The sequence below is a fragment of the Sorangium sp. So ce726 genome (genome assembly GCF_051521405.1).
Taxonomy (GTDB): Bacteria; Myxococcota_A; Polyangia; order Polyangiales; family Polyangiaceae; genus Sorangium.
This window is the reverse complement of sequence record NZ_CP150349.1, coordinates 11,399,921-11,413,952: the sequence shown is the minus strand read 5'-3', so window position 1 is coordinate 11,413,952 and position 14,032 is coordinate 11,399,921. Positions and strand designations below refer to the sequence as shown.

The window sequence follows — 14,032 nt, the reverse complement described above, 5'->3', positions numbered from 1 at the left end:
GGGGGGCACCACGACAACGCCGGAGCGACCCTGGCGATCGCCCCCTCCCGCTCGTTCGCTTTCGCTATTGCGGCCGCCCCTGCGCGATCCAGCTCTCGACGAGCTGGATCTCCTCCGGCCCGACCGCGGGCAGCCCGAGCGGCATCCCGCGCACCGCCGGAGCCGCGTGGCCCGCCTCCTCCGCCTGCCGCGCCAGCAGCGCGGCGACGAGGCGAGGGGCGCCGTCCGGCCCGCGCGAGAATACGCTCCGCCGCTCGCCCTGATCATCGACGTAGCCCGCGGCGATCCCCTCGTACGTGGCGAGGTTCAGCCCGCGCGGCTTGAACCCGAACCCGCCCGTGTTCCCGGGCCCGCCGTCGCCGAGGGCGTAATCCGGCTCGGAGTGGCAGTGCCTGCACGTGACGCGGAACACCCGGCGATCCACCTCGGCGTAGGTCACCCGCCGCGACAGCAGCGGCAGCCGCTCGGGCGCGCTCGCCGACGCCCGCGGCGAGAGCTCCGCGGTTGTGACGAAGGCCGCGATGTCCCGCGCCTCGGCGGGCGACATCGGCACCTGGGGCATCGGCGTGCCCGGCTTGATCGCCGCGGGGTCGAGCACCCACGCGACGAGATCGGCGGGCTCCATCCGGTCGCGCGCGTGCCTCAGATCCGGCGCCAGGGCGATCGCGGCCCGCGTCTCCTTCTCCATCGCTTTCACGGGCGCGACCGCCGTCACCCCGGCCGTCCCGGAGAAGGCGTGGCACGTCCCGCACCCCTTGGCCTCGTAGAGCTCGCGCCCCCGGGCCGCGCTCGCGCCCTCCAGCGACGCTGTCGGACGTTCGCGCCGTTCGCCCCGCTCGCGGCGATCGCGCGTGAGGTAGGCCGCGATATCGCTCGCCTGCTCGGGCCCGATCGCGAGCCGCGGCATCGTCGCGTGCAGGCGCGGGCGCACGTCGTGCGGCGACAGCAAGAACCCGCGGATCCAGTCGCGGCGCAGCCTGTCGCCAGCGGCGGCGAGCGACGGCACGTCGCGCAGCTGCACGAGGTTCTCGTTCCACCGCTTCATCGCCGCGGCCGGCGCCTGGAACCGCCCCGCCGCGATGTCCTGGTGGCACTGGACGCAGTGGGCGTCGCGCGCCGCGGCCGCGTGCCCGGTCCCATCGTGGCAGCGGTTGCACTGGAACTCCGCGACGAGCCGCTCTCCGCGCGCCGGATCGCCGGCCGGCGCCGCGGCCACGGCGGCCGGAGCGGCCGCCCCGGCGCCGCTGCCGCTTGGCGGCGGAGCGGCCAGCGCCGGGCCCCGCGCGTCCTCGGAGGTACACCCCGCGGCGCCCGAGGCGAGCGCCGCGAGCAGGGCGAGCAGCGGGCGGGCGCGCATCGGCGTCAGCTCTGTTGGCCGACCGCGCCCACCGCGCCGGTCGCCCGGCAGAGCGCCTTGTTCTGCGCCATCGTCTCGCACCGGGTGGCCGCGGCGTCGTGCCCCGCGTTGTCCCCCGAGAGCGCGCGCAGCCGCGCCAGCGTCGCGTACGCCTCGGGGCTCGTCAGGAGGTCCTTCTCGGCCAGATCGCCGAGCAGCTTGAGCGCCTCGCCGCGGTGCTCGGGCGCCCTGGCGAGCGCCTCGCCCAGGTCGGTCTGGAGCGCCGGATCGTTCTTCCGCTGCTCGTTCAGCCGGCGCAGCGCGCGGATCGACCAGTCGATGTTCCCCTTGCGCTCCTCGGCCGACGCCCCGCCCCACGTCTCGAGCAGCTCGCGCGGCAGCTCCGGTCCGACCTGGAGCGCCCCGTCCGCGCGCGCGGTGGCCACCGCGAGGACGCGGAAGGCCCGGTTGATCAGCGGGTCCTTGTCATACGAGATCCGCCGGATCTCGGGGAACATCCGGATCACGCTCCCCGCCGCCGCGGTGAACCGGCCGTTGTGAAGCGCTTGCTCGGCCTGGGCGATCCCCATCACGCGGTGGTCGATCGCGGGCATGATCTCGACTCCACCGCAGGCCGACGCGTCCGCCGCAGGGACGGCGGCGGACGCGATGAGTGCACAAAAAAGCGTGAATCGAACGGCGGGACCATTCATGGAAGGACCTCCTCGGGAAGGCTGCGCCGGCGCGCCCCGTCGCTCATCGGGCGCTGCCGATCGACTGTGACAACGCTCGAAGAAAAAATGTTGCTTCCCCGATCGCGATCTCGAGCGAAGGCGCGCCGCGCTCCCGCGCAGCTGACCGCCCTCCCGCGCAGCAGATGAGACCGCCCGTGTGAGTAAAAGTGCGCTGCTGCGATGCGATGGTTGCCTTGGTGCGCGGCCCGGTGTCCAATGCAGGCCTTCCAAGGAGATCCGGCATGTTGAAGAAGCGGCGCGTCGCGATCGCGGTCCTGCTGGCCCTCGCCAGCGCGCTCCCGGGGTGTAACAGCAGCAGCAAGAAGGCCGACTGCGCGAGCCCCGAGGTGTTCTGCGTGGGCCTCGTCACCGACATGGGCAAGATCGACGACAAGTCGTTCAACCAGTCGGCGTGGGAGGCGATCCAGCGGGCGCAGAAGGAGCTCGGCGCCACGACGCAGTACATCGAGACGACGGATCCGAAGGACTACCCCAAGAACATCTCGACGTTCGCCGAGGAGCGGTACGACGTGGTCGTCACGTCGGGCTTCGGGCTCACGGAGGCGACGCGCGCCGCGGCGGATCAGTTCCAGGGCGTCAAGTTCATCGGCATCGACCAGTTCCAGATCGCGACCAAGCCGAACGTCGTGGGCCTGGTCTTCCCCGAGGACCACGGCGGCTTCCTCGTCGGCGCGCTGGCCGCGATGATGACCAAGACGGGGAAGATCGGCGCCGTGCTCGCCACCGACGCCGTCCCGCCCGTCTTCCGCTTCGGTGAGGGCTTCCGCGCCGGGGCGCGCCACGTCAAGCCCGACATCGAGCTCAGCGTCGTCTATCACAACGACGTCGGCTTCGATAAGACGTTTACCGATCCCGAGTGGGGGAAGACGACCGCCGTCTCGATGATCGACAAGGGCGTCGATATCGTCTTCGGCGGCGGCGGCAAGACGGGCAACGGCGCGCTGCTCGGCGCGGCGACGAAGGGCGTTTACGCCATCGGCGTCGACACCGACCAGTACTTCACGGTGCCCGAGGCCCAGAAGGTCCTCCTCTCCAGCGCCGTCAAGCTCATCTCCGACGGCACCTTCGACCTCATCAAGTCGGCCAAGGAGGGGAAGCTGCCCTCGGGGAATTTCCAGGGCAAGTCGGGGTATGCGCCGTATCACGATCTCGACGCCAAGGTCCCCGCCGAGGTGAAGGCGAAGATGGAGGAGCTCCGGAAAGGGCTCGTCGACGGGACGCTCAAGACGGCGGTGCCGCCGGCCAAGGGGCCGTGAGCGCCCTGGGCTCCCGAGGATGCGAGAGAAGCTGATCCGGCGCCTCCGGCCGCTGCTCCTGCCGGCCCTCTCGGTGTTCACCGCGATGGTCCTGGGCGGCGTCCTCATCGCCGTGGCCGGGGGCAACCCGCTCGAGGCCTACGCCGGCATGCTCGAGGGCGCGCTCGGGTCGCCGCGGGCGGTGAGCGAGACGCTCGTGTGGGCGACGCCGTACATCCTGGCTGGCCTGTCGGTCTCGCTGGCGCTCAAGGGCGGCCTCTTCAACATCGGCGCGGAGGGGCAGCTCGCGCTCGGGGCGCTCTCCGCGGCCTGGGCGGGCCACTGGCTGCCGCAGCTCGTGGGCGGCGGCCTGCCCGCGGTGCTGCACGTCCCCCTGACGCTGCTCCTCGGCGCGCTCGCGGGCGGGCTGTGGGCCGCGGTGCCCGGGTGGATCAAGGCGCGTGCGGGGGGACACGAGGTGATCAGCACGATCATGCTCAACTACGTCGCCCTCAACGCGGTCAGCTTCCTCTTGAACGGCCCGATGAAGGACCCCGAGGCGTCCAACGTGCTCTCCCGCACGCCGCTCATCGACGAGAGCGCGCGCATCCCCGCGCTCGTGGAGGGCTTCCGGCTGCACTGGGGCTTCCCGCTCGCCCTGCTCGCGGCGGCGCTCGTCGGGTGGGCGCTCCAGCGGACGACGTTCGGCTTCGAGATCCGCACGGCCGGGCAGAGCCCGGACGCCGCGCGCTACGCCGGCGTGCGGGTGAGCCGCACCGTGATCGCGACCATGGCGCTCTCGGGCGCCTTCGCCGGGCTGGCCGGCGCCATCGAGGTGAGCGCGCTGCACCACCGGCACGAGCTCGGGTTCTCGCAGGGGTACGGCTTCGACGCGATCGCCATCGCCCTGCTCGGCAAGGCGCACCCTGGCGGGACGGTGCTCGCGGCCCTGCTGTTCAGCGTGATGCGCAGCGGCGCGACCCGGATGCAGTACCTGACGCAGGTGCCGATCGACGTGATCTCCATCATCCAGGCGCTGATCCTGCTCTTCGTCGCGGCGGACGCCCTGGTCCGGCGCATCTACCGCGTCCGGGGCGAGCGCGAGCGGCTCGTGCTCACGCGCGGGTGGGGCGGTTAGCGCGCCGGCTCGAGCGAGCAGCCGGGGACCGGAGCGGGGAACGGGAGCAGGGAAGGACGAAGATGGGCTATCGACGCTACGCATTCATCGCGGTGGTCGTGGGCGTGCTGGTCCTCGTCGTGACGCTGGTCGGCGCGTCGCAGGTGCCGCCGCTGACGATCGTGGCCAGCATGGCGGCCACGACGCTCGCCGTCGCCACCCCGCTCACCCTGGGGGCGCTCTCGGGCGTCTTCTGCGAGCGCTCCGGGGTCGTCAACCTCGGCATCGAGGGCATGATGCTCGCGGCGGCGTTCTCGGGCTGGTTCGGGTCGATCTACGCGAGCTCGATCCTGGGCTTCCCGCCGCTGCCGAGCCTGCTGCTCGGCGTCGTGATCGCGGTCGCCACCGGCGCCGCGCTGGGGCTCTTGCTCGCCGCGCTTGCGGTGACCTTCTCGGTGGACCAGATCCTCGCGGGGACGGTGATCAACTTGCTCGCTGTGGGGCTCACCGGCTTTTTCAACCGCCAGCTCTTCTTCGGGTCGGGCAGCGTGTTCGGCGGGCAGGTGCCTCACGCGCCGGGCGTCCTTCCGCGCCTCAGCGTCCCGCTCCTCGCGGACATCCCGGTCGTGGGCCCCGTGTTCGAGCAGCAGCCGATCGCCGTCGCCGCCGTCGCGCTGGTCGGCCTGACGCACCTCGTGCTCTTCCGCACGCGGTGGGGCCTGCGCGCGCGGGCCGTCGGCGAGCACCCCCGCGCGGCCGCGACGGTCGGGATCGACGTGGCCCGCGTGCGCTACGTGAACGTCGTGATCGGCGGCGCGATCGCCGGGCTCGGCGGAGCGTATTTCACGCTGGAGTCGGTGCCGTCCTTCGAGCCGCTGATGACGAACGGGCGCGGCTTCATCTCCCTCGCGGCGATGATCTTCGGCGACTGGACGCCGTTCGGCTCGTGGGCCGCGGCGCTCGTCTTCGGCGCGGCGCAGGCGTTCCAGATCAACCTGCAGCTCTTCCGCGATCAGATCCCGCCGTCGTGGTCGTTCCTGCAGCAATCGTCGGTCGTCGGGCTCGTGCCGTATCTGCTGACGCTGCTGCTCCTGACCGGCGTCATCGGCAAGACCACGCCGCCGGCCGCCGACGGCCTGCCGTACGAGCGGGAGGGGCGGCGGTGACGGCGGTCCTCGAGGCCCGGGGGATCACCAGGCGGTTCTCCGGCGTCCTGGCGAACGACAAGGTCGATCTCGACCTCCGCCAGGGCGAGATCCTCGCCCTGCTCGGGGAGAACGGGGCCGGCAAGTCGACCCTGATGAACATCCTTTACGGGCTGCTGCGCCCGGACGAGGGGTCGCTCCTCCGGAGCGGGCGCCCGGTCGCGCTGCGCTCGCCGAGCGACGCGATCGCGCTCGGGATCGGCATGGTGCACCAGCACTTCATGCTGATCCCGGTGTTCACGGTCGCCGAGAACGTCGTGCTCGGCGCGGAGCCCGTGCGCGGCGCCCTGCTCGACCGCCGGCGCGCGAGCGCGGAGGTCCGCGAGCTCTCGGCGCGCCACGGGCTGGACGTCGATCCCGACGCCCGGGTGGAGGACCTCCCGGTCGGCGTGCAGCAGCGGGTGGAGATCCTCAAGGCTCTTTACCGGAAGGCGGAGATCCTGATCCTCGACGAGCCCACGGCCGTGCTCACGCCCCAGGAGGCGGACGAGCTGTTCCGCGTGCTGCGGGGGCTGACGGCGCGGGGGGTCTCGGTCCTGTTCATCACGCACAAGCTCAGGGAGGTGCTCGCGGTCGCCGACCGGGTGACGGTCATGCGCGCTGGGCGCGTGGTGGGCGCCGCGATCCCGGCGGAGACGGACGAGCGCGGCCTGGCGGCGATGATGGTGGGCCGCGAGGTGGAGCTCCAGGTGAGCAAGGCCCCGGCGAGCCCCAAGGACGTCGTGCTCGAGGTGCAGCGCCTCGGCGTCGCGAGCCGCCGCGGATCGGGCGCCGACGTTGTGCGCGAGGTGAGCTTCTCGGTGCGCGCGGGCGAGATCCTGGGGATCGCCGGCGTGCAGGGCAACGGCCAGACCGAGCTCTGCGAGGCCATCACCGGCCTCTCGCCGCCCCGCGCCGGGCGCGTTCTCCTCCGGGGCCGCGACGTCACCGGCGCGCTGCCCCGCGCCCTGATCGAGCGCGGCGTCTCGCACGTGCCCGAGGACCGCCAGCGCCACGGGCTCGTGCTCTCGTACGCGATCGCGGACAACCTCGTGCTGTGCACCTATGACAAGGCTCCATTCGCCGTGCGCGGCGTGCTCCGCGACGAGGCCCGCGAGGAGAACGCGAAACGGTTGATAAAGACCTTTGACATCCGCGCGCCCGGCCCGGCGACGCCCGTCTCTGCGCTGTCGGGCGGCAACCAGCAGAAGGTGATCCTCGCCCGAGAGATGAGCCGCCCCGTGGAGCTGCTCGTGGCCAGCCAGCCGACCCGGGGCGTGGACGTCGGGTCGATCGAGCACATCCACCGCGAGATCGTGGCGGCGCGCGACGCGGGGGCGGCGGTGCTGCTCGTGTCGGCGGAGCTCGACGAGATCCTGGCGCTGTCGGACAGGATCGCGGTCATGTACCGGGGCGAGATCGTGGCGACGCGGGACGCGGGCGCGGTATCGCGGACGGAGCTCGGGATGCTGATGGCCGGGGTGCTCCCTGGCGAGGAGACCCCGCCGCCCGCCGCGGAGGAGGTCGACGCATGAGGGGGCGCGCGCTGCGCGCGCTGGCCGTGGCGGCGCCGCTCGCGGCGGCGGCCGCGGCCTCGTTCGCGCCGCCGTCCGCCGCCGCCCCGACGCTGGAGCAGTACCGGTATTTCCGGGCGCTCTCCCTCGACCTGAAGGGGCGGCTCCCGACGCGCGAGGAGCTCGCCGAGCTCGAGTCGTCGGGCTTCGATCTGGACGCCTGGATAGAGCGCCACCTCGACGGCCCGGGGTATGCCGAGCGGCTCACGCGCATCTACATGGATGTCCTGCGGCTCGAGCTCGGCCCGGCGGGGCTGTTCACGCCGCCTGCGACGACGCTCCGCCGGGTGGAGGTGCTCGGCCCGGAAGGCAAGCCGCTCTACGTCTATTACCGCGTCAACCAGCGCCGCCTGAACCCGGTGATCGACGGCGAGTTCTGCTTCTCTGACGTCGAGAGCGGGCTCCGGGTGGCGGCCTATGCGCCCGTCAAGGGGACGCCCGCCCGCATCTCCCAGCGGCTGCTCGACGAGCGGACAACGCTCGTGCGCCCCTACTGGCTCTATCGCGATTACCTCTCCGTCGTCCCGACGCAGCGTTATGGCGACGGGTGGAAGGACCCGGACAGCGCCTATGTCCCGCTGCCGCAGCTCCTGGTCGAGCCGGACGGCAAGACGCCGACCGTCGAGGTCCGGGTCTGCAAGGAAGAGGCGCAGACCGCCGACGTCGGCCACATCTACGCGAGCGACATCCCCCCGCCGCCGAAGGGGGCACCGCTGCCGCCGGGCCGCACGCGCCCGCCGGTGCGCGAGGATCGTTATGCGAAGGCGCACCGGGGCGAGCCGATCTCGTGCCGGAGCGCGCTGGCGCCGGCGATGAGCGTCGACTGCGGCTGCGGCATCGGCCTCGAGCACTGCCTTCCCGCCGACAGCTCGGGCAGGGATCCGCGCGGCTTCGCGCTGCCGGCGAATACCCCGCTCGGCATCGAGGATCCCATCGGCTCCGCGCCGCACACGATCACCGGCTGGAACAAGTTCTGGTGGTCGCAGGAGGCGATTCATTACATAAAACACGTCTTCGCGGCGGATCGCGATTTCCGGGAGATCCTCACCGGGCGCTACACGTTCATCAATGGCCCGCTCGCGCAGTTTTATCGGTCGAGCGCGCCCGCGGCGTGCTGCTCGCTGCACCAGTCGTATGGGATGCGCGAGGACGAGGCGCCCCTGTTCTTGCCGGGCGCGGTGCCGCCCGTCGTCGCGCCGCAGGACGTCTCGGCCTGGACGTTCATCCCTGATCGCGGGCCGCGCGCGGCGGGGATCCTCACGACGCCGGTGTTCCTCACGAAGTATTCCTCGCGGCGCGCGCGGGCGGCGGCGCTCTACAGCGCGTTCCTGTGCAAGAGCTTCACGGCCGAGCACGCGGAGCTCCCGCCGTCGGAGGAGCCCGACCTCATGGTCCGGCCGGGCTGCGCGAGCTGTCATGCGACGCTGGAGCCGCTCGCGGCGTATTTCACGCGGGTCGAGGAGACGACGTGGACCTATCTGCCCGCCGAGCGGTTCCCGATCGAGAACCCGAAGTGCAAGCTGAACGCGGAGGGGAAGACGGGGCAATCGTGCGAGCGCTTCTACGACCCTGTGTTCTCGAGCCGGGAGCGCGGCGTGCTGCGGGGCGCCTATGCCTCGGCGGATCACGCCGAGCGCGGCCCGGCCGGCGCGGCGGCCGATCTCACGCGCATGCCGGAGTTCGCGTCGTGCGCGGTCGAGCGCGTCACCGAGTCGTTCCTGGGGCGGCCGCTGCGCGAGGAGGACGAGGCGCTGCTCGGCGCGCTGCGCGAGCGGTTCGTGTCGCGCGGCTACCGGATGCGGCCGCTGGTCGAGGCGATCGTCCGCTCGCCGGCGTATGCGCGCGCGAGCAACGTGCGGCCTGCGCTGGAGCGGGGCGGTGCGGCGAAGGGCGAGGCGGCGGAGCGGGGCGGCGCGACGCGCGGCGAGGGAGCGCGGTGATGCGGGGCCGGGGGAGGGCGCCCGGCGGGACGGGGGCCTTCGCCGTCGTTGCCGTGGCCGCGGTGGCCGCGCTGGCCGGCGCGTGCGCCCCGCCGGAGGCGATCGCGCCGCGGCCTGCCGCGCCGCTCCGGGAGACGGGGCGCGTCGCGCAGAGCCGGGCGCCGAGGGAGGATCTGCGGCTCATCCCGGCCGAGGCGTACCTGAGGACCTATCTCCGGCTCTTCGGCGGCCTCGCGCCCGCCGAGGTCGAGCGCCGCGCGCGGGGGGACGACAAGGCGGCACTGTTCGACACCTGGGGCGACTACCTCGCGGCGCTCGGGCTTCCGGATTACGGCCTGGATCTCCCGCGCGCCACGCAGACCAACGCGCTCATGCTGGCGGCGTTCGAGCGGCTCGGGATCGCGCTCTGCGACCGCGCCCTGGAGCACGATCTCAAGGCGAAGGAGCGCGTCCCGATCGAGCGGCGGCTGATCTTCGCGTTCGATCTGCCCGCGCAGGACCCGGACGAGGCGGCGTTCGCCCCGCGCTTCGACGTGCTGCACCGGACGTTCCTGAGCTACCCGGCGCGCCTCGCGCCGCCGGATCGGCAGGGGAAGTTCTTCGCGCTGTACGAGGGGACGGTCGCGCGGCACCGCGCGAAGGGCGCGGCGAAGTCGCGGTTCTCGCCGGAGGAGGCGGGGTGGGCGGCCGTCTGTTACGGGCTCGTGCGGCACCCGGAGTTCCATCTGTATTAGGGGTACTCTCAGCGGGCCCACGGCGCGGCCAGCGTCGCGCGTGGCTCCGGCCGCGCCGGCCGTGATCTACTCGTCGCACTCCTTGACGTGAAACAGAGCAGAGACGAGCAGCGCGGGATGGCCGTCGAGGGCTCGCTGCAGCTCGCAATCACCCGTCGAGAAGTCCACCTCGCGCGGATCGCTGCCGACCGTCGCCACGACGTGGCAAAAGCCATCGTAGAAACCCTCTCCTGTGTGCATCGCGACATTCGGTAGAGGCGCGCCGTCGTCATCCTCGCGCTTGACGAGCAATGCAATTGAGCTGATCGGCGGGTTGTCGTCGCGTGCGCGGTCCAGGTACATCTCCGGCAAGGAGTCTTTCAGGTAGCAGCCCGTCGACCACCTCTCCCCTGTTTTCACGAACCTCTGCCCATCATCGCCAGTATCGTAATTCAGGGTTTCACCGTCGAGCGCAACGACCGCCTTCCCCGCGATGTCCGGATGGTTGACGCACGCCATCGCTGGCAGCGAGAGCACGGCCAGGAGCGTGAGCCGCGCGCTCGACATGGACATCGTCATCCGCCTCACGGGGTGTCCCACCAGATCTCGGAATAGGAGCATACGATGTGCGGCTCGCGTCGCTCCAGGGTGCCAAGCACGGCAGCGACGCTCGGGGAGCAGGCGCCTGGCTCTTCCTCCACGAGCGTGGCGCGCATCGCGCTGAGCGGGAGGGGCGAGGTGATGTCCGCGCAGGCCGTCTCCCCGAGGCCGACAGGGAGCCCCGCGTCCATGCGGTCGCTGCATGCGCTGTCCCCATACAAGCCGACGTCGGCGACGCACCTGCCCCCCGCTGGGGGACCACACTCGCACGGAGCGCAGGCGCGGTTGTCGATCAGCTGTTCGAAGAACTCGTGTCGCGTCAGGCCATTCCTGCAAGTTCCCTCGCTGCTGGCCTGCATGCAGGGGATGAACCCCGGCGGTTCCTGCGCCGTGTTGCCGGCGCACACCCGGACGAACCTTGCAGGAACGGGCGGTGGCTCGGGCGTCGCCGAGGGGGTGCACGGCGAGAGTGTCGGCGGCTCGTAGACGATGGACGCGACGTCGTCCGGCTGGACGGGCGACGGGAGCGCAGCGCACGTCCCATCCCATCCCGCTCCGGCGTCGAGCACGATCGATGTGCTTCCGCCTGGGCAGGTCATCGCGTTCGCCATGACCGTGGAGGGCAGCTCGCACGCCGCTGGACCGCATTCGCACGCATCGCACGTGTCCGGCAGCCCTTCAGGCGCGTCAACCATCCAGCCTTCCCACTTCGGCGGCTGGCCGTCGATACAGGGAGGCGCATCGTCCTCCGCACCTACCCACATCCACAGCACTGGAGCCGAATCGGCCGGCGGCGGAAGCAGCGGCACAAACCACTCGTCTTCGCACGCGAGCAGCGTCGTCGCGGAGACGAACAGCAACATCGGACGCCGAATCAGAAAGGCCTCCGTGCCAGCGTCGGCATGCTCACGCGCTGACGGTCCAAAGCGACATCGCCGACGCTCACCATCGAACCCGAACCTCCGCGCCGTGCGCCGTCACTCGAATCTGCGCGTCGTTCGGCAACCAGACGTACACGAGGGTGGCCGCGCCTGCTGCCGCCCCAGCGATCAACGCGCTGGTACCCAGGAGACGCATCAGCTTCCCGCTTGCGGCAGTATCGACCATCTCGTCGTAGTCGGGTTGAAATGCGGGGTCGACCGTGCTCATCAGCTGGGCGTGCTGTCGAGCCGCCTTCGCCTCCTGCGCGTACCCCTGCGCGCTCTGCAGGGACACGGCGCCTGCCGCCAAGAACCCGACCGAGGCCACCGCGCCCGTCGTGACGATCCGGAGGTCCGGCCCGGGCCGGCCTGCGCCCTGCGGCGGCCCTTTTGGCGCCGCAGGCCCGGGCGCACCAGGCCCGGAAGCCCCTTTCGGCGGCTGCGCGTGGTCCTCCGGCGCTTGCGCCGGCTTGTCGAACGTGAGCGGCACCTTCTTCGACTCGCCCGCCTCCACCCTCACACCCGCGCGCGCGACCTGCCCCTCCTGCCCGACGGCCATCACCTCGTGCTGGCCAGGCCTCACGTAGACGCGGCTGCCGTCCTTCACCCCCCGGCCGTTCACGAACATGCCCACGACGCCGGGCGGCGGCATGAGGACCACCTCACCTACGCGCCGCCGGGCCCGGGCGAGGTCGGCGTGCCGGTGGTCATACAGGCGCCGCTCCACCTCCGTGCGTGGGGCCGGCATGTGCTCGACGCACTGCGAGAGCTCCACGACGGCCTCCTCCCAGCGGCCCATCCGCAGGTCGAGCTGCCCCATGCTGCACATCGCGACGTTCGACCGCTCGATATCGTACACCTCGCCCCACAGCTCCCGGGCTCGCGCGACGTCGAGTCGATCCAGCGCCGCCCCCGCCTCGCGAATGAGCTCCTTGACGGCTCGCGAGCGCTTCAGAGGCGCCTCCGCACGCGCGGAAGCAGTCGCGAGTAGCACGAGGAGCAACACTGCCCACGACGGAAGCCAGGATGCTGATCGAGGACCTCGCACGCTCCACCTCGGGCGCGCCAACGCACGTGACCGCGCGCCAGCGTCACGCTCGCTCTCTACCATCCACCGTGTGTGCCTGGCCAGCGTTCCCGGCGCGCGAGCGATGCCGAGAGGCATCTGGCGTTGCATTGCATTCCGGCGACGAAATTTCTCATCCCACCCGCATCGATGGCCGGATCATCCTTCCGGAATCGCACCCGCGAGGAGGATGGCCCTTGGACGGGACGTGCGAAGGCGGTCGCAGCGCGCTACCGCCGGGTTGAAGAACACCTCCACCGGCGGGCGCTGCGCTGTCCGCGGATGTGCTGGTGTGCGTGCGCGTCGATGCTCGTCATCACGACCGCGCCAGGCGCCCTGCCCGGACAGCCGCTCCTCCATCCAGTCGCGGAAGGTGCTGATATAGACCTCGCGTACCTCGTCGTTCGGGATCGACAATCGATACGCCGGCACGTGGGTCGTCCCCGCCTCGACCGCCTCGGCGCGCAAGTACCCCGAGAACACGAGCAGGGCAAAGAGCGCTCGCGGGCTGCACGGCACCCGGAGTTTGATCTGTAGTGATAACGCACTGCCGAAATTCGTTCCTGGTTCTGCGGGAGGCCCCCAGCGAGGGTGTCCTTCGCGCGGTGAGTTGAGCTACCGCCTGATGCGTGTTACGCGCCGCATTGGCCAGCATGGAAGCCCTCCGACTCGTCGCGCTCGATCTCGACGGCACGCTGCTTCGGACGGATGGCTCGATCTCCGCGCGGACGCGCGGCGCCCTCGCGATGGCCGAGGCGGCAGGTCTGACGCTCATGTCGGTGACCGCGCGGCCGCCCCGGCGCGTGCGGCAGGTCGCGGCTCAGACCGGCCTGCGCGGTACGGCCATCTGCAGCAACGGTGGGCTCGTCTATGACGTGACCAACGACGCCGTGCTGCGGCAGAACCTGCTGTCGGCTGCCTCCGCGTCGGCGCTCATCGAGAGCCTGCGCGCCGCTGTACCCGGCGTCGCCTTCGCCGTCGAGGCGGGGATCCAGTACGGGTGCGAGCGCGGCTATGTGATCCCCGGCGAACATCCGAACGATCGCGACGACCCGCGGATGCGGCGGGACGATGCGGTCGCGCTGTGCAGGGAAGGCGTCACCAAGCTGATCGTCCAGCACGCCGGCTGGCCGCTCGAGGACCTGCTGGAAGTCACGCGCGCCCACGCGGGCGCGCTCGCGAGCGTCACGCACTCGGGCTCGAACTTCGTCGAGGTCGCTGCGGCTGGCGTCACCAAGGCGCTTGCGCTCGAGGCGTACTGCGCCGAGCACGGCATTGCGGCGGCGCAGGTGATCGCGTTCGGCGATATGCCCAACGACCTGCCGATGCTCGGCTGGGCAGGGCGCGGCGTCGCCGTGGCCAACGCTCATCCCGACGTGCTCGCCGCCGCCGCCGAGGTCACGAGCTCCAACGAGCACGACGGCGTCGCGCTCGTGCTCGAGCGGCTCGCGCACCTCGGCTTCGTTCCGAGCTGGTATTGAGCGCACCTCGGCCTCGTCACCTCAAGGCGGCATCAGAGCGCACCTCGGCCTCGCCACTTCAAGGCGGCATCACGACCAGATCCCCGATGAGCTCGTTCGTGTAGCGCCGGT

Annotated in this window: 13 protein-coding genes; 7 read left to right on the top strand and 6 right to left on the bottom strand. The window is 71.6% G+C overall.

The genetic code is table 11. The annotated features are described in order from the left end of the window. Nucleotides 1-64: 64 nt before the first annotated feature. Nucleotides 65-1,357, bottom strand: a complete 1,293-nt coding sequence (locus WME79_RS42585) for a c-type cytochrome (protein ID WP_437527195.1) — start codon at nt 1,355-1,357, stop codon at nt 65-67. A 5-nt stretch (nt 1,358-1,362) separates the two neighbouring features. Continuing rightward, nucleotides 1,363-1,950, bottom strand: a complete 588-nt coding sequence (locus tag WME79_RS42580; RefSeq protein ID WP_437527192.1) for a hypothetical protein — start codon at nt 1,948-1,950, stop codon at nt 1,363-1,365. 362 nt (nt 1,951-2,312) lie between these two features. On the opposite strand from WME79_RS42580, the gene WME79_RS42575 reads away from it, so the two are divergent. From WME79_RS42575 to WME79_RS42550, 6 genes are all read left to right on the top strand, one after another. Continuing rightward, the gene (locus WME79_RS42575; RefSeq protein WP_437527190.1) at nt 2,313-3,347 is read left to right on the top strand and encodes a BMP family lipoprotein; all 1,035 of its coding nucleotides are present in this window, start codon (nt 2,313-2,315) and stop codon (nt 3,345-3,347) included. Nucleotides 3,348-3,366: 19 nt separating this feature from the next. After that, on the top strand, nt 3,367-4,464 hold the full coding sequence (locus WME79_RS42570; protein ID WP_437527187.1) for an ABC transporter permease: 1,098 nt from the start codon (nt 3,367-3,369) through the stop codon (nt 4,462-4,464). A 62-nt stretch (nt 4,465-4,526) separates the two neighbouring features. Then, nucleotides 4,527-5,609, top strand: coding sequence for an ABC transporter permease (locus WME79_RS42565; RefSeq protein ID WP_437527185.1), 1,083 nt, complete (start codon nt 4,527-4,529; stop codon nt 5,607-5,609). Further along, on the top strand, nt 5,606-7,162 hold the full coding sequence (locus WME79_RS42560) for an ABC transporter ATP-binding protein (protein WP_437527182.1): 1,557 nt from the start codon (nt 5,606-5,608) through the stop codon (nt 7,160-7,162). Before WME79_RS42565 ends, WME79_RS42560 begins: the two co-directional genes overlap by 4 nt. Next, entirely contained in the window at nt 7,159-9,141 is a 1,983-nt protein-coding gene (locus WME79_RS42555) for a DUF1585 domain-containing protein (protein WP_437527180.1), read from the top strand. Before WME79_RS42560 ends, WME79_RS42555 begins: the two co-directional genes overlap by 4 nt. After that, nucleotides 9,141-9,875, top strand: a complete 735-nt coding sequence (locus WME79_RS42550; protein ID WP_437527177.1) for a hypothetical protein — start codon at nt 9,141-9,143, stop codon at nt 9,873-9,875. Before WME79_RS42555 ends, WME79_RS42550 begins: the two co-directional genes overlap by 1 nt. Nucleotides 9,876-9,941: 66 nt before the next feature. Here WME79_RS42550 and WME79_RS42545 read toward each other — a convergent pair whose 3' ends face one another. From WME79_RS42545 to WME79_RS42530, 4 genes are all read right to left on the bottom strand, one after another. Further along, on the bottom strand, nt 9,942-10,421 hold the full coding sequence (locus tag WME79_RS42545; RefSeq protein ID WP_437527175.1) for a hypothetical protein: 480 nt from the start codon (nt 10,419-10,421) through the stop codon (nt 9,942-9,944). A gap of 17 nt (nt 10,422-10,438) precedes the next feature. After that, nucleotides 10,439-11,317, bottom strand: coding sequence for a hypothetical protein (locus tag WME79_RS42540; protein ID WP_437527172.1), 879 nt, complete (start codon nt 11,315-11,317; stop codon nt 10,439-10,441). Nucleotides 11,318-11,396: 79 nt separating this feature from the next. After that, nucleotides 11,397-12,368 carry a hypothetical protein gene (locus tag WME79_RS42535; RefSeq protein WP_437527169.1) on the bottom strand — a complete coding sequence of 324 codons (972 nt, stop codon included), beginning with the start codon at nt 12,366-12,368 and terminating at the stop codon, nt 11,397-11,399. A gap of 231 nt (nt 12,369-12,599) precedes the next feature. Continuing rightward, nucleotides 12,600-12,923, bottom strand: coding sequence for a hypothetical protein (locus WME79_RS42530; RefSeq protein WP_437527167.1), 324 nt, complete (start codon nt 12,921-12,923; stop codon nt 12,600-12,602). A 170-nt stretch (nt 12,924-13,093) separates the two neighbouring features. Between WME79_RS42530 and WME79_RS42525 the strand changes: the two genes are divergently transcribed. Then, the gene (locus WME79_RS42525) at nt 13,094-13,921 is read left to right on the top strand and encodes an HAD family hydrolase (protein ID WP_437527164.1); all 828 of its coding nucleotides are present in this window, start codon (nt 13,094-13,096) and stop codon (nt 13,919-13,921) included. Nucleotides 13,922-14,032 lie beyond the last annotated feature (111 nt).